We start from the raw sequence: 20949 nt of genomic DNA, 5'->3' as shown, positions 1-20949 counted from the left end.
TTTTATCCTGCCTTTCTGGATAATGTACGGTTAAAAATGTTGTAAATTTGCTAATTCTTAGCAGAATTTTCTGGTTTGGTCTGGTAAGCTCTTGCACCAAAATAATTAGAGAGACCAAGTTTATGGCCAAGCGTTCACGAGTTGAAACTGAGTTAACCGTTAACCAAATTTTAGATGAAGCCTTTAAACAAATCCTCACGATTGGTTTTGAGGCGATGTCTTATACTACGCTGTCTGCTGCTACTGGTGTCAGCCGAACAGGTATCAGCCATCACTTCCCGCGTAAAACAGAATTCTTAGTGCGTTTAGATCAACGTATTGGGCAGTTTTTTATTGAAGGATTAGATTTTTCTTCGATAGCAGCGCTAGAGCAATCATGGGCTGAAGTTATGAAACAACCTGAACGTAAAGCCGTTTTACAACTGTTTTTCAGTTTATGTGGTAGTAGTGACGAAAGCATGAAAATACTCAAGTCGCTTAATATTGTCATCGAAGCTGCTTTGAGTCATTTTGCTGATGTTGGGCGTAAATGTGTTGAGCAACTTATCGGCAATAGTGCATTGGCATTATTACACGATGTGCCATTACAGCAAGAGTAGTCACTGATTTAAATTCACTAGCTTGCTACACGCACCAAAAATTTTGGCTATTTAAGTTTTACCCTGTAAGTAACAAATTGATATTAAAATTGACATTATGATCAATACGATATCGAACTGAACATTCCATATTGGTATCTGAACATTCAACATGTTGGACTGCTTAGATATCATTATGGAATGGTATATTGTGAGCGATTGAACATCGCTCACGTATTATGGTTTACGCTAACTTTCTGCTTTCATATCTGTCACACATTTGCTGCGCTTGCTCGTCATCAAAAGCACGCAAACCGCTTAATACTAATGTTTTGATTCCGCTACCTATCACTTTGCCTTCGCTTTGCAGTTCAAAGGTGAGGGTGACATCGCCACGCTTACCATCAATGGCTAAGTCTTGTTTGATAAGGTGCAAACTGATGGTGCTGAAATCAAAATGATCTAAATGAAATGACATGCTTTCATAAATTACTAATGGGCGATCAGGGTTAATCATGACCTTGTATTGCTTCATCATTGGCACAAGTACATGGGTAAAGTTCAATCCTGAAAAAGCGACATAGCTTTTAATAAATGCCGCTGTTTGTATATCACATTGGCACACTTCACCCTGACGTTCGATATGCAGATATTCTTTGCCTTTGGTGTCGCTAATGCTGAATTTATTGGCCACATTTTTATCGACGTGAAGCTCAACGTTGTCACCAACCATGCCGGCAAACTTAAACTGCATGTTCTGGCTTAGGCCGTATTGGGTCAGCACTAGTGCAAATAATAAATCGCCAGGGACACAAAAGCGTTTAGCGCCCACATCATGTATAGGGTTGAAATCTCCAGCGATTTTTTTGGCGAAGTCACTGGCTTGTTGAGCCGAAATAAACACACTTTGATCTTGCTTAGTAAAATAAGGTGATAAAAACATAAAGAATAATTCTTATTAGTCAGTAGTAAGCCATATCACAAGGCATGATTGTTAATGATAACGCGATAACAATGTAGGCTAATGCGAGACTAGGTTAGTGATAAAATCCATTAATGAGCGAGAGTTTACTGCATGATGGCAAATAAACTCACCCGATGACTATAAACATCCTATGTTGAGATTAACGACAAGGTGTCTTTAGTGTACTAATTCTGTTTCGCCGCTGTCATTAGCGACGAAATAAGTCGAACATGCTCTTTGTATTACAACAGTATACCAATATTATTTGGTGCCTTTACTCGAGATTTTGTTTTGAATAACAAATCAACTTAGTTGGCAGCATATCCTGAAAACGAATATAAAGTGATATAAATTATATTTTCAGTGTTATTCATATCAAATTTCAGCGTCATTTACATCGACTTAATGGATATCAAACCGTTCTTTGTTAGCGTTCTGCTTGGTATTGAATGGCAATAGGTCAGATATTTATCCGTCTTTCACCTTGTTAGCAAACTAGATAACAGCTCTGACATTACAGCTTTGGATAAACTCATTGTATGGATTTATCCCAAGTTTTATCTGGAGTTGAGCATAAGTAAAAATACTGGTGAGAGGGTATATTGGTTTGACCCTGGCAATGGGAATTTTTTCAAAGACCTTGGCACAGTTGGTGATGATTTAAGGCTTATGTGAGAGCTAATGTTGGAATTTTTAAGCGTGTAAAAGTAAATTCTCTAGTTTTTTAATCCTCTTACCAAAATAAGAAGTTATGTTTACCGTGTTTTTTAATACTGTACATGGCTTTATCTGCTTGCTCGCAAACATTGGTAAACTCATCTAATTCATCAAATAAACTGATCCCAATACTGAGGCCTACTTTAATGCTTTCACCCTCTAATTCGATAGGATTTTGATAGTGTGACAGTAAGGTTTTAGCCAAGGTTGTTAGTCGTTCCACATCATTACAATGAGCTAAAATGACAAACTCATCACCACCAAAACGTGCCACATGATGTCGTGGGGTTTGTGTTGTGTCTGGCGTCGTACTAAAGAGTTGATCGCATATTTGAGCTATATCGTTGGCAATATGGATTAATAAACTATCGCCATATCGATGGCCTAAGTGGTCATTAATTATCTTAAAACCGTCCAAATCGATAAAGCATAGCGCGCCTTGATGTGTACTGTGAGTGCTTTTTCCTTGTTCAAAGGCAGCAATGAGTGCATTTCGATTGAGTAAATTAGTTAACGGATCACGATGAGCGAGTTTGGCTAAATCTTGTTCGTAGCGCTTTTCTTGGGTGACATCAATATGAGTGCCCATAATACGCAGCGGTTCACCGTTAATACCATACTCAATAATACGTCCACGGTCAGATACCCATGCAACAGTGCCATCTTTATGTACCATACGATGCACGGCTTGATAAATTTCTGCGTTACCGGCTACATGACTTTCAAAGGCTTGTATTACCCAGTCTTTGTCTTCCGGGTGTAGATTGTTTTTCCAGCTGCTGATATGAGCTGGTAACTCTTCACGAGTAAACCCGAGCAGATGGCCCCACTGCTGATTAAAAATAGTCAGGTTCCCGGTGGGAATATGTTGTTCCCATAGACATAAACCAGTGCCATCAAGCGTAGCGTTGAGTTGCTCGTTTACTCGTTTATTTAATAGAGTAAGTCGATTGTTCTCATTCTCTAGTTGCTTGATTGTCTGCTTATGCTGCTCTAGTTCAAGCTGTAATTGAGTAATGATGTCCTGCTGTGCCATGGATAGCTGATAATCCTTTGAGTCCAATTGACCCAGTTTAGCTGGTTATTAAACAAAAAAACACCAGCATTAGTTGCTGGTGTTTTGTTCGTCACAAAGTTGATTTATAAGGCTTTAAGGATTGCTTCTACACTGTCCTTCGCATCGCCAAACAACATTTGGGTATTGTCTTTAAAGAACAATGGATTTTGTACACCGGCATAACCGGTGTTCATTGAACGTTTAAAGCCAATCACGTTTTGCGCTTTCCACACTTCTAATACTGGCATGCCAGCAATAGGGCTAGTTGGATCTTCCATCGCCGCTGGGTTAACCGTATCGTTAGCACCAATCACTAGCACAGTATCAGTACTGCTAAAGTCTTCGTTGATTTCGTCCATTTCTAACACGATATCGTAAGGCACTTTAGCTTCAGCCAACAGTACGTTCATGTGGCCTGGTAAACGTCCTGCAACAGGGTGAATACCAAAGCGAACTTTTATACCCAGTGCACGGAGCTTTTTAGTGATTTCTGCAACAGGATATTGAGCTTGAGCAACCGCCATACCATAACCTGGGGTGATGATGACTGAATCAGACGCTTTTAGCATATCAGCGACATCTTCTGCGGTTGTTTCGCGGTATTCGCCCACAGTGTCATCGCCTGTTGATGCCGCCGCGTCGTTACCAAAACCACCGGCAATAACAGAAATGAACGAGCGGTTCATGGCTTTACACATAATGTAAGACAGAATCGCACCCGATGAGCCCACAAGCGCACCAACAACAATCAGTAAGTCATTAGATAACATGAAACCTGCTGCTGCTGCTGCCCAACCCGAATATGAGTTCAGCATGGAAACCACAACTGGCATATCTGCACCGCCAATTGAAGCCACTAAATGCCAACCAAATGCGAACGCGATTAGGGTCATCAAGATGATTGGTGTCACTGCACCACCAGCCTGAACGAATATCACCATTAGAATAAACGACACCACAACGGCCAATAAATTTAATTTATGACGATGAGGTAGCATTAATGCTTTTGATGAAACCAAACCACGTAACTTAGCAAAGGCCACAATCGAACCTGTAAAGGTGACAGCACCAATAAAGATGCCTAAAAATACTTCCACTAGGTGAATGTTAAGCATTGCACCGGTTAGGTGCTCAGTTTGTTGGGCTTTGCTCGCTTCTGCAAATGCCGCTCTGGCGGTTTCTAGTGTTGTGTTGAGATCTTGCCCCAATACCACAACAATTTCAGACACTTCGTGTGGTTGGATATCAATAAAGCTATTAAAGCCCACTAATACCGCTGCTAGACCCACAAAACTGTGCAAAATCGCGACTAGCTCTGGCATTTCAGTCATTTCGACTTTTAATGCTAAGCGAATACCAATTGATCCACCAATGACCATGGCGAGAATAATCCATTCTACGCCGCTTGTGGCAGGGTTGAGTATGGTTGCAATAAGCGCAATCGCCATACCAATAATGCCAAATAAATTACCATTTTTAGCGGTTTCTTGTTTTGATAATCCAGCTAAGCTGAGAATAAAAAACACCGCGGCAATGATATAAGATGCTGTAACCAGTCCTTGAGACACGATATGACTCCTTAATCTTTACGGAACATCTTCAGCATGCGCTGAGTGACGGTAAACCCGCCAAAGATGTTGATACTGGCAATAAGCACCGCGACAAACGCAAGCGCCGTGACTAATGCTGAACCTTGGCCTATTTGCAATAACGCCCCAACCACAATAATGCCTGAAATAGCATTAGTGACCGACATTAACGGCGTATGCAATGAGTGCGACACATTCCACACCACGTAATAACCCACCACACACGATAAGATAAACACGGTGAAATGCGATAAGAACTCAGCCGGTGCGACCGAAGCGACTGCAGCAAAGCCGGCAAGCCCTAACACACCTAAAATGTATTTAAGTTTTGACGGTGCTTTGTCAACTTTGGCCGCTTTTGGCTCGATACTCGCTGCTGGTTTTTGCGGTGCCGCAGACACTGAAATGGCTGGAGGTGGGAAAGTAATTTCGCCGCCACGAGTCACGGTCATGTTGCGCATGACTACATCGTCAAAATCGAGCACTGCATTACCGTCTTTAGCTTTACACATTAACTTCATCAAGTTAACTAGGTTAGTGCCATAAAGTTGTGACGATTGCGCCGGTAAACGACCGGGTAAGTCGGTATAACCCAACACCTTGACGCCGTTATCGGTAATAAAGCGTTCGCCAGTGACGGTGTATTCACAATTACCGCCAGTTGCCGCTGCTAAATCGACAATCACTGATCCAGGTTTCATGGTATCGACCATGTCTTTGGTGATCAGCTTTGGCGCAGGACGACCAGGAATTAATGCGGTGGTAATGATGATATCGACGTCTTTGGCTTGTTCAGCAAAGAGTGCCATTTCAGCGGCAATAAACTCTTCTGACATGGTTTTAGCGTAGCCGTCAGACGAGCCGCCTTCATTGTTTTCAAATTCAAGCTTTAAGAAGCTACCGCCCATTGATTCAATTTGCTCCGCCACTTCAAGGCGAGTATCAAATGCGCGCACTATGGCCCCTAGCGAGCCCGCTGTACCAATAGCGGCAAGTCCAGCTACACCAGCGCCAATTACCAACACTTTGGCTGGTGGCACTTTACCTGCGGCGGTAATTTGCCCAGTAAAGAAACGACCAAATTCGTGGGCAGCTTCAATCACCGCGCGATAACCACCAATGTTGGCCATCGATGATAAGGCATCGAGTGATTGGGCGCGTGAGATGCGTGGCACCATGTCCATCGCCATCACAGTAATATTGTGACTTGACAGTTTTTCAACAAGTTCAGGGTTTTGGGCTGGCCAAATAAAACTCACCAACGTCGTACCTGGTTTCATTTTGGCGATTTCGTCATCGGACGGTGCATTCACTTTAAAAATAAAGTCAGCGTCGTACACATTGTCGACCACATCCGCCCCAGCGGCTTCAAATGCAGCATTATCAAAGCTCGACTTCACACCTGCCTGTGCTTCAATTGCCACACTAAAGCCGAGTTTTATTAGTTGTACCACAGTGGCTGGAGTCGCGGCGACTCGAGTTTCACCTTTGATACTTTCTCTCGGTATTCCAATCTGCATGACTGTTTCCTGATGGTTAATAAAAAGACCGTCTATTGTTGTTCCCCATCAATAGACCATTCCGTTTGAGTATTTCTGCCTCACATGCTGCACTTTGAAGATAGAAAAAGAGCAGCATATGACCATTGAAGTCGGGTAAACTATTTAACCAATGGCATTACGTTGACACAGTTACATTGTATTTGCATGTCGTTTTACTCAGAGAACAATCAACCTGATAATTATTCATCAGTTAATTGGCGCTCCTAGCTTGCGACATGAGGCATGTTCGGTACAAGTGCCTTTAGGTTAATTAAAGGGTTTTAAATTAAGGTAATTTAAAAACTTTTAACTGCGCCACACTTTTGTAGCTTAAAAAAACATCTTTGCATATTCCTAAATGGAATAAAAAATCATCTTTTATTCTTTTTTGGTTTTTGTCCTTAGGAGTAAGCTAGTTCACATTACACTGTTATAAGGCCGTCTTATGTTGTTAAAAGAACTTTCAGCTTTAGCATCACCATTGTCTCAAGGACAAGTCGATAAGCTAAAGCAACTCACATCTGAATTATCTTCAGTTCAACTTGCATGGGTCAGTGGTTATCTCGCTGCGAGTGCTAACCAAGGTCAAGGCAGCGTCGAGACGACAGCAGAGACAAGTGCCGCACCAACAGTTACGATTTTATACGGTAGCCAAACGGGCAATGGCCGTGGCGTAGCTAAAGAGCTAGCGGCTAAAGCGCAGGCGCAAGGTTACGCGGTTAATTTAGCTTCTATGGGCGAATACAATGTCCGTCAACTAAAACAAGAAACCATCTTGTTATTGGTTGTTAGTACTCATGGTGAAGGCGAAGCGCCTGACGATGCGATTGAACTACACAAATTTTTATCCTCAAAGCGTGCACCTAAATTAGATAAGCTTCATTATTCTGTGTTAGCGCTAGGTGATTCAAGTTATGAGTTTTTCTGCCAAACCGGTAAAGATTTTGATGCGCGTTTAAGTGCACTAGGGGCAACATCTTTATTGCCGTTGGTAGAATGTGATGTTGATTATGAAGATATTTCACAACAATGGCAGGACAGCGTTGTAGAAGCTGTTAAGCCGTATATTCAAGCATCAAGTGCAAGTGTGGTCTCTATTGGTACTGCATCAGTTGCTGGTGAAAGCGAATATACCAAGCAAAACCCCTATACCGCAGAAGTACTCGTCAGCCAAAAAATTACTGGTCGAGATTCTGATCGTGATGTCCGCCATGTTGAAATTGATTTAGGCGAGTCAGGATTAACTTATCAAGTCGGTGATGCGTTAGGTGTATGGTTTAGTAATAACGAAGTGCTTGTCGATGAAGTTATCGCCGCGCTCGGTTTAGCTGCAGACAACAATGTTACCGTATCAAAACAGTCATTATCATTAAAGGCTGCGTTAACTGACAAGAAAGAATTAACGCAGTTATACCCAGGCCTAGTTAAAACATGGGCTGAGTTGAGTGGTAATGCTGAACTAGCTGCCATTAGTGAAGACAAAGAACAAACCAGACAGTTTATTCTTAAGCATCAGTTAGCCGATTTAGTTGCAATATATCCTGCCAAGGTTAGCGCCGTGCAGTTAGTTGATATGTTACGTCCATTAACGCCACGCTTATATTCAATAGCCTCTAGCCAGGCCGAAGTTGAAGCCGAAGTACACTTAACAGTGGCATTGGTTGAAGATGAGCGTCAAGGCCAAGCTCGTTTTGGTGGTGCATCGCATTTCTTAGCCTCAGCTGAAGAAGGCCAGCAGGTTAATGTATATGTTGAGCCTAATAACCATTTCCGCTTACCAGAAAACCCAGAAACACCGGTAATTATGGTGGGTCCTGGTACTGGTGTTGCGCCATTCCGCGCCTTTATGCAGCAACGTGCCGTTGACGGTGTGTCGGGTGACAGCTGGTTATTCTTTGGTAACCCACATTTTGAACAAGATTTCTTATACCAAGTTGAGTGGCAGCAGTATCTTAAAAATGGCGATTTATCGCGTTTAGATGTGGCTTTCTCGCGTGATCAAGCTCATAAAGTGTATGTTCAGCATCGCATTGCCGAACAAGCTGAAGCGTTGTGGCAGTGGCTACAAAATGGCGCGCATGTGTATATCTGTGGTGATGCAGAACGCATGGCAAAAGATGTACACCAAGCATTAGTGAATATAGCGGTTGAACAAGGTGGCTTAAGCGCTGATGACGCAGAAGCTTACTTTGAAACACTTCGTAGCGAAAAACGCTACCAAAAAGACGTGTACTAAATTCGACCTCGGTTGCTAGTCAAATCTAGCAACCCAATCGCACTAATGAATTGAACAGAATTAAGAGAGGCCCAGGCCATGAGTGAGCAAAAGTTAGCGTTAAACGAATACTTAAAAATCGACAGTGATTATTTACGCGGCGACATCCAAGAGGGTTTAGATACTCAAGTGACTGGATCGTTTAGTGATGGCGATCAACAGTTGATCAAATTCCACGGTTTTTATCAGCAAGACGATCGTGATTTACGTAACGAACGTAAAGAGCAAAAGTTAGAGCCATTGCATAGCTTTATGCTACGTGCCCGTGTACCTGGTGGTATTTGTACTCCAGCGCAGTGGTTAGAAGTGGATGAAATTTCATCTACGCTAACCACCTCAAACAGCATTCGTTTAACCACGCGTCAAACGTTTCAGTACCACGGCATTCCTAAACGTAATCTGAAAACCTTGATCCAAGGTCTTGATCGCGCAGCACTTGATTCTATTGCCGCTTGTGGTGACGTAAACCGTAACGTGATGTGTAACCCAAATCCAGTTGAGTCCAAGTTACATGCTCAAGCTTATGCGGTTGCCAAGCATTTATCTGATCATCTATTACCGCACACTCGCGCTTACGCTGAGATTTGGTTAGATGAAGAAAAGCTATTAGGCACCGAAACGGTTGAACCGGTTTACGGTAAAACCTATTTGCCACGTAAATTTAAAATGGCGGTTGCAGTTCCACCACATAATGATGTCGACGTATACACCAACGACCTTGGTTTTATTGCGGTAGCAGAAGCCGGCGAGTTAATTGGCTTTAACTTGGTTGCGGGTGGCGGCATGGGGTCTACCCACGGTGAAGTAGAAACCTTCCCACGTTTAGCTGACGACTTTGGGTTTATTAAAACTGACGACGTTACCAAGTTTGCAGAAGCGGTAATGACCGTTCAACGTGACTGGGGTAACCGTGTTGTACGTAAACGTGCGCGTTTAAAGTACACCATTGTTGATCATGGTTATGATGCATTTAAAGCAGAAGTAGAGAAACGTGCCGGGGTTAAATTTGAGCCCAAACGTGATGTGATCATTGGCGATCGCGGCGACCGTTATGGTTGGGTTGAAGGTATCGACAATAAGTTTCATTTAACGCTGTTCATTGAAAGTGGCCGTATTAAAGACATGCCAGGTCAAACCTTGCAAACCGGTCTACGTGAAATAGCCAAAATCCATAAAGGCGATTTCCGCATGACATCTAATCAGAACATGATTATTGCCGGTGTCGCTGCACAAGATAAAGCTGAAATTGAAGGGTTAGCGCGTAAACATGGTTTATTAGGCCAAGTCTTAAGCGGTACTCGCGGTCATTCAATTGCCTGTGTGGCGTTACCAACTTGCCCATTAGCGATGGCAGAAGCTGAACGTTACTTCCCTGAGTTTATCGATCACATCGATGCACTACAGGCTAAGCATGGTATTAGCGAGCAATCAATTGTGGTGCGTATGACCGGTTGTCCAAACGGTTGTGCCCGTCCATTTGCGGCTGAAATCGGCTTAGTGGGTAAAGCACCTGGGCGTTATAACTTGTATTTAGGCGCCAGCTTTGAAGGCACGCGTTTAAATAAAATGCATAAAGAAAACATTCAAGAAGCTGAAATTTTAGCTGAATTGGATACCTTGTTTGGCCGCTACGCTACAGAGCGCGATGCGGGCGAAACCTTTGGTAACTTCACGGTACGCATTGGCGTAGTGAAGGCGGTTAATGACGCCGCTAAGGATTTTCATGCCTAATGAAGTGGTAACGACTGCGCCAACTGGCGCGGCCGTCGATCATTCTGTGACTCCGGCTCAACTGCAGGCGTTATTATTAGCGCCTAAAGCAGAGCAAACTGCAGCGCTTGAAAACATTAACTTGTTTTTAGCAGGTTTAACGGCGCAACAACGAGTGGCTTGGGGCCTGGCATATTTACCGGGCGATCATGCGTTATCGTCTAGCTTTGGTATTCAAGGCGCGGTGATGTTGCACATGGTGACTCAAGCGCAAAGTGATATTCCGGTGATTTTAACCGACACTGGCTATTTGTTTGCTGAGACTTATCAATTTATTGATCAGTTAACTGAGCGCTTAAACCTCAATCTTAAAGTGTACCAAGCGGGTCAAACCCAAGCGTGGCAAGAAGCCCGTTTTGGTAAGCTATGGGAGCAGGGGATTGACGGCTTAGAAAAGTATAACCGCATCAATAAAGTTGAGCCTATGCAACGTGCATTAGCTGAATTAAATGTCGGTACCTGGTTCGCAGGCTTGCGTCGTAGCCAGTCTAGCACCCGTGAAGCATTGCCGATTTTAGCCATTAGTGGCAAACGTTTTAAGTTGTTACCCATCATTGAGTGGAGCAACAAAGACGTGCATATGTACTTAACTGAACATGACTTGCCATATCACCCATTATGGGAACAAGGCTATGTGTCGGTAGGCGATACTCACTCAAGTAAACCTCTTGAGTTGGGCATGAGCGAAGAAGAAACTCGTTTTAATGGCTTACAGCGAGAATGTGGTCTGCACTTCGATATCTAGTTGTGAAGTGGTGTTAGATAACGTACTCCATTCATCCGCAATTTATTGCGGATGAATGCATTTTAAGGCTTTAATTATCTACCGTATCACCCTCTATTTTGTCTTAAATTCGACGTTATTCTTTTTAATTAATTTGTTTTATTCTTGTCATTCATAAGTTTGAATTATGAGATAAACGGCTTTTATCTCATCGGTTTGTAATATCATGCAGCCAAATTATCACCAAGCATGTTTGTTAGCATGTTGTCAGACATTGCAACGTTATAATTAAAAAGGACAGGTTGAGGTTGGTTTGTCCTCCTAAATAATTAGTTGTGCATTGAATTGAGCTACTGGTTTTATGTGTGGATAGAAAATAATTAAATTTTATTTAAATTTTCATGCATCAGTGCCGATAATAGTCTAGATTTAGAAATTCCCGTAGACGGTTTTTGTGGACGCTTTGGGATTGTTTTTGCAATCCACGTACCTTCAAAAGCTTCGCTCGCATCCTCGAGCACATTGATTGACTTGTTAGCGTATAAGCAATCTATCAGGTTGTTCCCGATAACTCAGTAGTTCGAGTTATCGGGAATCAAATGTTTGATTTATTTCCTGCTTAATCCTTTTTGCATCTCATCTCTACGCTCATCAAATTCCCTTTCTAAGCTCGTTGGATAATAAGCTGCCTTTTTGATGTTATTGGTGTTTTATTGGTGCCGTTTTCTGCATAAATATCACCCCAAAAGGCAACATCTAATGCGCTGATTAACATTTAATGCTAAATTAATCCGCAGTTTATCGGTGAAATCGATAATGCTTATCCCAAAAAGATAATAAATGTTTAAACGCTAACTCATTTCAAGGAAGAGTTAACAATAATATAAATTGGAGTTTATAGATGAATAAAATGGCAATTGCTGCTGTGGTATTGGCTGTTGGTGCTGGTGGATACTTTCTGTCGCAACAAGGGACGTCAGTCGTTAAGAACGATCCTATGTTGGACTATGTCCCAGCTGATACATTAGCGTTTTCTGGGCAGTTAGTTCCATTTCCGTTAAAAGATTATCTGTATAGCATTGCAGGTAATTACCAAGCTTATGATCTGGATAAAATGCTGTCGCTAGATGATAGCTCTTCAGCTCAAGAGCGCTTTTTTATCAGTTTATATAAGCAATACATGACCGTGTTGCCAGAGCCTGAAACCTTACTATCAACATACGGCTTACCTGATTCAATTAAGAGTTATTTTTATACCTTAGGTGCATTGCCGGTAATGAAAGTTGAGATCAGCAATCCTGCAGCATTTTGGGCGGAATTAGATCGCGCTGAGCAGGAAAGTGGCTTAACTCATACAATGGGAAAATCTGGTTCTGTTGAATATCGCGGTTATACATTGACTGATGTTGATGAGAAAGAGCACGCTGAGATTGTATTTTCTGTTAAAGATGGCTGGTTAACCGTGACATTGAATACGTCATTTAATCAACCTGAGTTGCTTGAAACCGCATTGGGTGAAAAGAAAGTTGACCATCCAATTAGCGAAACCACCATGTTGCAAGACATCGCTAAGACTCATGGTTTTATGCAAGACAGTATTAGCTTTATTAATCATGTTGAATTGGTTAAAGGGTTAACATCGACAGACGGTAATATGCTGGCCAAGCAAATGACCAAAATGATTGAAATTCAGGGTGAAGATCCATTTGCAGAAATGAAAACACCAGTGTGTCAAACTGAATTAAATGCTATTGCTGCTAATTGGCCGCGCAGTGTAATGGGGTTAAATTCATACTCTATTACTCGCGACGAAAGTACTATTGATGCCGCTGTTGTGCTTGAAAGTAACAACCAAGTGATTTTGTCTGCATTGAATAAAATGCGTGGTTTTGTGCCATCATTTGCCAGTAACGGTCACGACAATATCTTGTCATTTTCATTAGGCATTGATGTTAATCAACTCGCACCAGCACTGAACGAAGTGTGGAAAGATTTACAAACACCGCAATATCAATGTGCTGCATTGGCTCAAATGCAATCAGAGTTAAGTGAGTTAAATCCAGCTATGCTTGGCATGATGACGGGTATGGCTAATGGTGTTAAAGGCATTAGCGTGACATTAGCTGATTACAAGCTAACTGAGAAAAATGGCCAAGCTAGTTTTGAAAAACTAGACGCATTAATTAGTGTGTCGGCTGAAAAACCGATGATGTTAGTTGATATGATGAAGCCGTTTTACCCGCCGCTTGCAGAAGTGGACTTGAAAGATAATGGCGATCCAGTCGATATTACCCCTATGTTAATGTTGCCACCTGAATTTGGGGTTCGTGCAAAGTTAGCCATTAAAGGTAGCCATTTAGTTGCTTATACTGGCGACAGAGGTACAGAGTTAGCTGATTTGATGTATAAGCAATCACTTGAATCTAATGGTTTCTTTGACTTGTCTGTTGATTACCAAAAAATGTTTGCTCCGTTAGTCGATATGGCAGAAATGAGTGGCGAACCAATGCCAGAAGAATTACTGATGTTAAAAGACTACGACATGCGTTTACAGATGTCGGTAGACTTTACGGATAAGGGCTTAGTAATTGGTTCTAAAGTAAATTCTAAAGCGAGTGCTAAATAATTTCATTAACGCTACTAGTACGACGTTAACGAAACTAAAAAAGGTGACCAAATGGTCACCTTTTTTATGTCTCACGCATGACGTTTAAGCGTTAACAGCTAATTGTTGATGTTAATTCTTGACGCTAATTCTTTACGCAAATTAAAGACACTAATTGCCCTACTTACAGGATGTCATTTAACGCAATACCAATACCAATTCGTTGATTATGATGGTTATAATCAATTAAGCTTTCACCATACCCGTTAAAATACTGAGTATATATACGTAGATTACCGATGATAGGGTAACTCCAGGTGAATTCAACCGCCCCACGATTTGTGCTGCTTAAGTTATTGCGTAACAGCATTGTAAAACGGTGCTCATCTAAGCCATACACGCCTGTTAATTCAAAGTTACCCATGTAGCGATTAATATCTGGATTATCATCGCCATCTGGTGAATTAATATCTTCTTTTTCATCTTCAGGAATACGCCACCAGACTTTAAGTCCTAATGCGAATGGACCTTTGTCAAATACCGCACTGCCGTATATTCGATTCCAACTTCTTGATAATTGTGTAGTTTGCCCGTTAGATTGGTGCACAGCCCCAAAACCTAAAAACGAGTTAGTAAATCCACCAATTTTCCAGTCGTTGTTAAATAGCATGAACACTTCAGGTTCGTGATTGGTTTCACGAAAGGGAGATGACGCATCTTTATTATAAACTTGCCAATACGATTGATTGGTATAAGCAAAAAACAAATGTCCATTATCGCCAAACACGTTATACCAAACCGGGAATTTAAAACTGATTTGAAACTTTGCTTCTAGCTTGTCGATATTGACGTCTTCATCTGGATATTTAACCTCAAATGGCAACGAGTTTGTTCTTGTTTGATAAGTAACAGGCAATAAGTAATTGGCTTTGTGTGGAGTCAGAACAAAGGGTTTTTCTGATGTGGCTAATTCTCTTTTGACCCGCTGATCAACTAATGAGTCTTCTGCAAGGGCGAGGGTGCTAAAGCCAAGTAATAATAGCGAGAGTCCAAGATATTGAGTGCTTTTTATCATTGCATCATCCATAAGCATAATTATAGGTTTAATTTTAGTGTAATTCTTAGTATCAGCATTTTACGGTGTTCATTGTTATCAATTGCCAGAGCTTTGTCGAATTAAGTTAACAATTCTTTTCATTTCAATGCGGCATTCTATACGTATTGGCATGTCAAATAGATTAAATCGCGAACAAATTTTTTTATATGCTATTTAGTTATAAAAACTAACTATTAACTATTGTATATGGAATATAGAAAACGCTATATTTGAACATGGTCAAATATCTTGAGGTAAATGTGATGGAGTTAGTATCTATGCCAGGGCAACAAGCCAAAGGCAAAGTGTGGTTAGTCGGCGCCGGTCCTGGCGACGTTGAACTACTAACACTAAAAGCCTATCGCATTCTTAAACAAGCCGATGCAGTGTTATATGACGCATTAGTCAGCCAAGACATTTTAGATTTGATCCCCAGTAACGCTGAAAAAATTGCTGTGGGTAAGCGCGCAGGTAAACACAGCGCAGCTCAAGATGAAATTAATCAGCTATTGGTGACTAAAGCATATACCCGTAAAAATGTTGTGCGTTTAAAAGGCGGCGACCCGTTTATTTTTGGCCGCGGCGGCGAAGAGCTACAAACTTTAGTGGCTGCCGGTATTGCTTTTGAAGTAGTCCCAGGTATTACCGCTGCCAGTGGTACTTCCGCTTATGCAGGTATCCCGCTAACGCATCGTGATTATGCCCAGGGTGTCACCTTTATCACGGGTCATTGTCAGTTAGCGAGTCGCCCTATGGATTGGCAGGGTTATGCTAACACTAACAATACTTTAGTAGTGTATATGGGCATATTAAATGCCAATATTATTAGTGATGGTTTAATCAACGCAGGCCGCAGTGCTGATACGCCAGTGGCCATTGTGTCTAACGCGACCACGTCATCACAACAGCGGTTTATTGGTAAATTAGGCGAGCTGGCTCAATTAGCCGCAGATCCTGCTTTACAGATGCCTGCGCTGATGATTATTGGTGAGGTTGTTGAATTAACTGACAGCTTAAATTGGTTTGATCCCGTCAATGCGCAACAAAAAACAGATTTAGACACAGTCGCTAAAGCGCTGTAGTCGAATAATTTAACCCGCTGCTCTGCAGCAATATTAGGTAATGGAGAATCATCATGGCAGGCCGTTCGTTAAGCCATTTACAACAACTGGAAGCCGAAAGCATCCAGATTATCCGTGAAGTAGCAGCTGAGTTTGGTAATCCTGTCATGATGTATTCGATAGGTAAAGATTCATCGGTGATGCTGCATCTTGCGCGCAAAGCTTTTTACCCGGGTAAAATTCCATTTCCGTTATTACATGTCGATACGGGTTGGAAATTCAAAGAGATGATTGCCTTTCGTGATGCACAAGCCAAGGCGTTTGGTTTTGAGTTACTGACTCATACTAATCAGGAAGGTGTTGAACAAGGTGTTGGCCCATTTACTCATGGCAGTGCCAAGCACACTGACATTATGAAAACCCAAGGGTTAAAACAAGCCTTAAATCAATATGGTTTTGATGCGGCTTTTGGTGGCGCACGACGTGACGAAGAAAAGTCTCGTGCCAAAGAGCGGATATATTCGTTCCGTGATAAGCACCATCGTTGGGACCCTAAAAACCAACGTCCAGAGTTATGGCGCACCTATAATGGCGCGGTCAATAAAGGCGAGAGCATTCGAGTGTTCCCTTTATCTAACTGGACTGAGATCGATATTTGGCAGTACATCTATCAAGAAAATATTGAAATCGTACCGTTATATTTTGCAGCCCCTCGTACAGTAGTAAACAAAGGTGGTCAGCTCATCATGAAAGATGATGACCGTATGCCGTTAGAAGAAGGTGATGTTGAATCGGTTGAACGGGTTCGTTTTAGAACCCTAGGTTGTTATCCGCTAACGGCGGCGATGCCTTCAGAAGCCGACACCTTAGAAAAAATTATTGAAGAGATGCTGTTAACTCGTTCAAGTGAACGTCAAGGTCGCTTAATTGATTCTGACCAAAGTGCGTCAATGGAGCAGAAAAAGCGTCAAGGCTATTTCTAAACAATTGAACATGGTTGTTTTATCAACCCAGCATGCGAACGAATTTGAGTGAGAAAGATTATGGACCAAGCAAAAAACAATACCGACCGTATGGCAGCCGAGATCCAGCTGCACGGTGTAAAAGAATATTTAGCCTTACAACAAAACAAAGGCTTACTGCGTTTTTTAACTTGTGGCAGTGTTGATGATGGTAAAAGTACCTTAATTGGACGTTTACTGCATGACAGCGCGCAAATCTATGAAGATCAGTTAGCGAGTCTAAAAAGTGACAGCGCGAAGATGGGCACTACAGGTGAAGCCATTGACCTTGCGTTATTGGTCGATGGTTTACAAGCTGAGCGTGAGCAAGGTATTACTATTGACGTGGCTTATCGTTATTTCTCTAGTGAAAAACGTAAGTTCATCATTGCTGATACTCCTGGTCATGAACAATATACTCGTAACATGGCAACGGGCGCATCTACCTGTGACTTAGCGGTTATTTTGGTTGATGCACGTTATGGTGTCCAAACCCAAACTAAACGCCATGCCTTTATTGCATCATTATTAGGTTTACGTCACTTTGTTGTTGCCGTGAATAAGATGGATTTGGTCGGTTTTGACCAAACTGTATTTGAAAAAATTCAAACAGACTTTACTGAATTTGTTAAAGATTTTGGCGATTTAGATATTCACTATGTGCCGTTATCTGCCTTAAATGGCGACAACGTGGTTAACCGCAGTACGCAGTGTGATTGGTATAAAGGTGGCACATTACTTGAACTACTTGAAACTATTGATACCCAGCGCGAACTGAGCGATCTACCGGTGCGTTTCCCTGTGCAATACGTATTACGTCCTAACTTAGATTTTCGAGGTTTCTCTGGCACATTAGCGTCAGGAATCATTAAAGTGGGCGATGAGTTAGTTGCATTGCCATCAGGAAAACGCAGTAAAATCGAGCGTATTGTGACTTTTGATGGTGATTTGCAAGAAGCCGTAGCAGGCCAAGCCATTACCATAACCCTTGAAGATGAGATTGATATTTCACGCGGTGATTTATTGGCTCACCCAGCTACTGCACCAGAAGTTGCTAACCATATTGTTGCTGATATGGTGTGGATGGATGAAAAACCATTACAGATCGGTCAATTATATGATGTGAAAGTCGCGGGTAAGAAAACTCAAGCCGTCGTGAGCGAAATTGAATATATTACTGATGTGAACACGCTTGAGCGCAGTGCTGCAAGCTCATTAAGTTTAAATACCATTGCCCGAGTAAAGTTAGATTTAACTGAATCGATTGTGTTAGACGCTTACAGCTTGGTACGTGATACTGGCGGGATGATTTTAATCGACAGATTATCTAATGCTACCGTTGCAGCGGCCATGGTTGTCAGTGGACATCAAGGCGATAAGCAAACCAACACTGAGTTTAGTGCATTTGAAGTCGAGTTTAATGCGTTAGTGCGTAAGCATTTCCCGCATTGGAATGCTCGCGATATTAGCGTGCTTGGAAAATAAATAATGAGCGAAATATGGTTGTTAGCGATTATCTTGTTAGCACTGGTCGGTGGACTTCTTGCTGGGCTTGCAACACCGGCCGCCATGTTTTTCTTCGCTTCATTACTTTGTTATATCCTCGGGCTAGTTGATTTAAATGTAGCCCTTGGCAGCTTTACTAATAACGGACTAATCACTTTGGTGCTGTTGGTGCTGGCTGCCACAGCTCTCGAGAAAACCTCATTACTGGGCAAATTAAGCCAAGTGATAGGGAAAGGCTCGTTATTTTCTACCCTGGCTAAGTTAGGTATATCGACGGCGTTGTTGTCGTCGTTTACCAATAATACAGCTGTTGTAGCATCGTTAATTGGCGTTGTGCGTCGTAATCAAGCGCATGCTCCTTCTAAGTTATTGTTGCCATTAAACTATGCTGCAATCCTCGGTGGTACGCTTACGCTCATTGGCACTTCTACCAATTTGATTGTTAACTCATTTGTTGAAAATGCTGGCCTTGAACCTCTGGGATTTTTTGAGTTTTCACAAGTTGGTGCATTAGTTGTCATAAGTGGTTTAGTCGTGTTGACCATAATGGCTAATTTTTTACCCGATAGACGTGAAGAGTCCGAAGATGAAGCATTGCCTTATCTATTGGAAGCCCATGTTGCTAAAACCTCTACTTTAGTGGGTAAAAGTGTCATTGATAACCGTTTGCGCGCACTTAAAAAACTCTACTTAGTTGAATTAGAACGCAGCGGTATACGTATTTGCCCTGTGCCACCACAAATGGTGCTGCAAGCCGATGACGTTTTGCGTTTTAGTGGCGCGGTTGAGTCGGTTGAGCTATTGCATCAGTTTGATGGTTTAGAGTGGTTTGGTAAGCAGCATGCTAAAGGCCAAAATTTGGTTGAAGCGGTTTTAGCGCCATCATCAAGTTTAGTTGGTACAACCTTAAAAGATTCGCGTTTTCGTGAAGTCTTTGATGCAGCCGTAATGGCTATTCGTCGTGGTCATATTCCGTTAAAAGGCGGACTAGGCGATGTGGTGCTACAACCCGGTGATGTGTTACTGCTCACGCCTGGCGATCGTTTTTCTAAGAGCCCTAATTTAACCAGCGACTTTGCTGCAGTTAGCGGCTTAGATTTAAGCGTTCGTTTAGATGAAAAACGCGGTAACTGGGTGCTTGTTGGATTTGCATTAACCATTTTGGCCAGCATTTTTGATGTATTACCTTTAGCCAAAGGCTTAGTTTTATTATTACTCAGTTACGTGGCGATTGGCGCGATAACCTTAAGTGAGCTTAAACGTCGCTTCCCCTTAGAACTGGTGGTGATTGTAGGCAGTGCCTTAGGCTTAGCTAACTTAATGGTCACAACCGGCCTAGCAGACGTCATGGCGCAAACTTTATTGAGTGTATTTAATGGCTATGGTGTGTTTGCCGCCTTTGTTGGGATTTATCTGATTACGTTAATTGTCACCGAGTTGATAACTAACAACGCTGCTGCAGCACTGGCGTTCCCGGTGGCTTATGCGGTCGCGACCAGTTTTGGTGTCGATCCTCGGCCGTTTATTATGGCGGTGGTATTTGGTGCAAGCGCGAGTTTTATTTCGCCTTACGGCTATCAAACTAATCTCATGGTATTTAATGCCGGTAATTATAAATTCAGCGATTTTGTGCGCTTAGGTTTACCGTTATCCATCGTATATTCATTAGTGGTTATTTTTTCGATCCCGTATTTCTTCCCGTTTTAACAAAGAATTTTAGTGTGGTGTAACAACCATTCGATAGGAGTAGTGATGAGTAATATTGTTTGGCATCAACATGCCATTGACCAAGCTGCCCGTGGTGCCCAAAAAGGCCAAAACCCAGTATTGTTATGGTTTACTGGATTATCTGGCTCGGGTAAATCAACCCTCGCAGGCGCATTAGAACGGGCGTTATTTGAGCATGGTTTCCATACCTATTTACTTGATGGTGATAATGTTCGTCATGGTCTGTGTAAAGACTTAGGCTTTAGCCTTGAAGATCGCGATGAAAACTTACGTCGTGTTGGTGAAGTGGCTAAGTTAATGGTTGATTCAGGTTTAGTGGTGCTGTCGGCATTTATCTCACCAACACGTGAAGAACGTGATCGCGTCCGAGCATTATTTCCACAAGGTCAGTTTGTTGAAGTCCATGTGTCTACACCATTGAGTTTGTGTGAATCGCGAGACCCGAAAGGCTTGTACGCTAAAGCTCGCAAGGGAGAAATTACTAACTTTACCGGTATTTCATCACCTTACGAAGTGCCAGAATCAGCAGAGTTAACCATTGATACCAGCAAAGGTGATCTTGATACTCAGGTACATGGTTTACTGGCCTACTTAAAAGCGATTGATGTGCTTAATCCACCAAGAGAAATTGCTGGTGCAGGGATTTAAACGGCACTAAATCGGCAATTAAATTGATAACCAAATCGATATCTAAATCGAGAAGAATAAAAGGGCTGATGTGTTATATAACATCAGCC

Annotated in this window: 15 protein-coding genes; 10 read left to right on the top strand and 5 right to left on the bottom strand. The window is 42.1% G+C overall.

Annotated elements, in window-relative coordinates:
- Window positions 1–122 precede the first annotated feature (122 nt).
- Complete coding sequence (locus tag EGC86_RS02395) at window positions 123–599, top strand: TetR/AcrR family transcriptional regulator (RefSeq protein ID WP_123776517.1); 477 nt, start codon at window positions 123–125, stop codon at window positions 597–599.
- Window positions 600–822: 223 nt separating this feature from the next.
- Here the strand turns inward: EGC86_RS02395 and EGC86_RS02390 are convergent, their stop codons facing one another.
- From EGC86_RS02390 to EGC86_RS02375, 4 genes are all read right to left on the bottom strand, one after another.
- Entirely contained in the window at window positions 823–1521 is a 699-nt protein-coding gene (locus EGC86_RS02390; RefSeq protein ID WP_011638636.1) for a DUF3581 domain-containing protein, read from the bottom strand.
- A gap of 754 nt (window positions 1522–2275) precedes the next feature.
- A complete protein-coding gene (locus EGC86_RS02385) occupies window positions 2276–3295 on the bottom strand; it encodes a sensor domain-containing diguanylate cyclase (protein WP_123776516.1) in 1020 nt (339 codons plus the stop codon).
- Window positions 3296–3399: 104 nt separating this feature from the next.
- Entirely contained in the window at window positions 3400–4884 is a 1485-nt protein-coding gene (pntB, locus tag EGC86_RS02380; protein WP_059745559.1) for a Re/Si-specific NAD(P)(+) transhydrogenase subunit beta, read from the bottom strand.
- An 11-nt stretch (window positions 4885–4895) separates the two neighbouring features.
- A complete protein-coding gene (locus EGC86_RS02375; RefSeq protein WP_011638633.1) occupies window positions 4896–6425 on the bottom strand; it encodes a Re/Si-specific NAD(P)(+) transhydrogenase subunit alpha in 1530 nt (509 codons plus the stop codon).
- Window positions 6426–6891: 466 nt separating this feature from the next.
- Here EGC86_RS02375 and EGC86_RS02370 point away from each other — a divergent pair, with 466 nt between their 5' ends.
- The 4 genes from EGC86_RS02370 (at window position 6892) to EGC86_RS02355 (ending at window position 13841) form a co-directional block, all read left to right on the top strand.
- Complete coding sequence (locus EGC86_RS02370) at window positions 6892–8682, top strand: assimilatory sulfite reductase (NADPH) flavoprotein subunit (protein ID WP_123776515.1); 1791 nt, start codon at window positions 6892–6894, stop codon at window positions 8680–8682.
- Between the two features lie 78 nt (window positions 8683–8760).
- A complete protein-coding gene (cysI, locus tag EGC86_RS02365; RefSeq protein WP_123776514.1) occupies window positions 8761–10452 on the top strand; it encodes an assimilatory sulfite reductase (NADPH) hemoprotein subunit in 1692 nt (563 codons plus the stop codon).
- A complete protein-coding gene (locus EGC86_RS02360; protein WP_011638630.1) occupies window positions 10445–11236 on the top strand; it encodes a phosphoadenylyl-sulfate reductase in 792 nt (263 codons plus the stop codon). Before cysI ends, EGC86_RS02360 begins: the two co-directional genes overlap by 8 nt.
- 880 nt (window positions 11237–12116) lie before the next feature.
- Window positions 12117–13841, top strand: coding sequence for a hypothetical protein (locus EGC86_RS02355; protein ID WP_123776513.1), 1725 nt, complete (start codon window positions 12117–12119; stop codon window positions 13839–13841).
- A gap of 163 nt (window positions 13842–14004) precedes the next feature.
- Here the strand turns inward: EGC86_RS02355 and EGC86_RS02350 are convergent, their stop codons facing one another.
- Window positions 14005–14895, bottom strand: a complete 891-nt coding sequence (locus EGC86_RS02350; RefSeq protein WP_041413199.1) for a phospholipase A — start codon at window positions 14893–14895, stop codon at window positions 14005–14007.
- A 284-nt stretch (window positions 14896–15179) separates the two neighbouring features.
- Here EGC86_RS02350 and cobA point away from each other — a divergent pair, with 284 nt between their 5' ends.
- From cobA to cysC, 5 genes are read left to right on the top strand one after another with little or no spacing between them, the layout of a single operon-like run.
- Window positions 15180–15998: a uroporphyrinogen-III C-methyltransferase gene (cobA, locus tag EGC86_RS02345; protein ID WP_123776512.1), complete on the top strand. Its 819-nt coding sequence runs from the start codon at window positions 15180–15182 to the stop codon at window positions 15996–15998.
- 53 nt (window positions 15999–16051) lie between these two features.
- A complete protein-coding gene (gene cysD / locus EGC86_RS02340; protein WP_123776511.1) occupies window positions 16052–16960 on the top strand; it encodes a sulfate adenylyltransferase subunit CysD in 909 nt (302 codons plus the stop codon).
- A gap of 60 nt (window positions 16961–17020) precedes the next feature.
- Window positions 17021–18463, top strand: a complete 1443-nt coding sequence (cysN, locus tag EGC86_RS02335; RefSeq protein ID WP_123776510.1) for a sulfate adenylyltransferase subunit CysN — start codon at window positions 17021–17023, stop codon at window positions 18461–18463.
- A 3-nt stretch (window positions 18464–18466) separates the two neighbouring features.
- The gene (locus EGC86_RS02330) at window positions 18467–20191 is read left to right on the top strand and encodes an SLC13 family permease (protein ID WP_011638624.1); all 1725 of its coding nucleotides are present in this window, start codon (window positions 18467–18469) and stop codon (window positions 20189–20191) included.
- Between the two features lie 45 nt (window positions 20192–20236).
- On the top strand, window positions 20237–20860 hold the full coding sequence (gene cysC, locus EGC86_RS02325; protein ID WP_123776509.1) for an adenylyl-sulfate kinase: 624 nt from the start codon (window positions 20237–20239) through the stop codon (window positions 20858–20860).
- Window positions 20861–20949 lie beyond the last annotated feature (89 nt).

Source organism: Shewanella frigidimarina (assembly GCF_003797125.1).
Taxonomy (GTDB): domain Bacteria; phylum Pseudomonadota; class Gammaproteobacteria; order Enterobacterales; family Shewanellaceae; genus Shewanella; species Shewanella frigidimarina.
The sequence above is the reverse complement of the archived record's forward strand: the minus strand, read 5'-3'. Positions and strand labels throughout refer to the sequence as shown.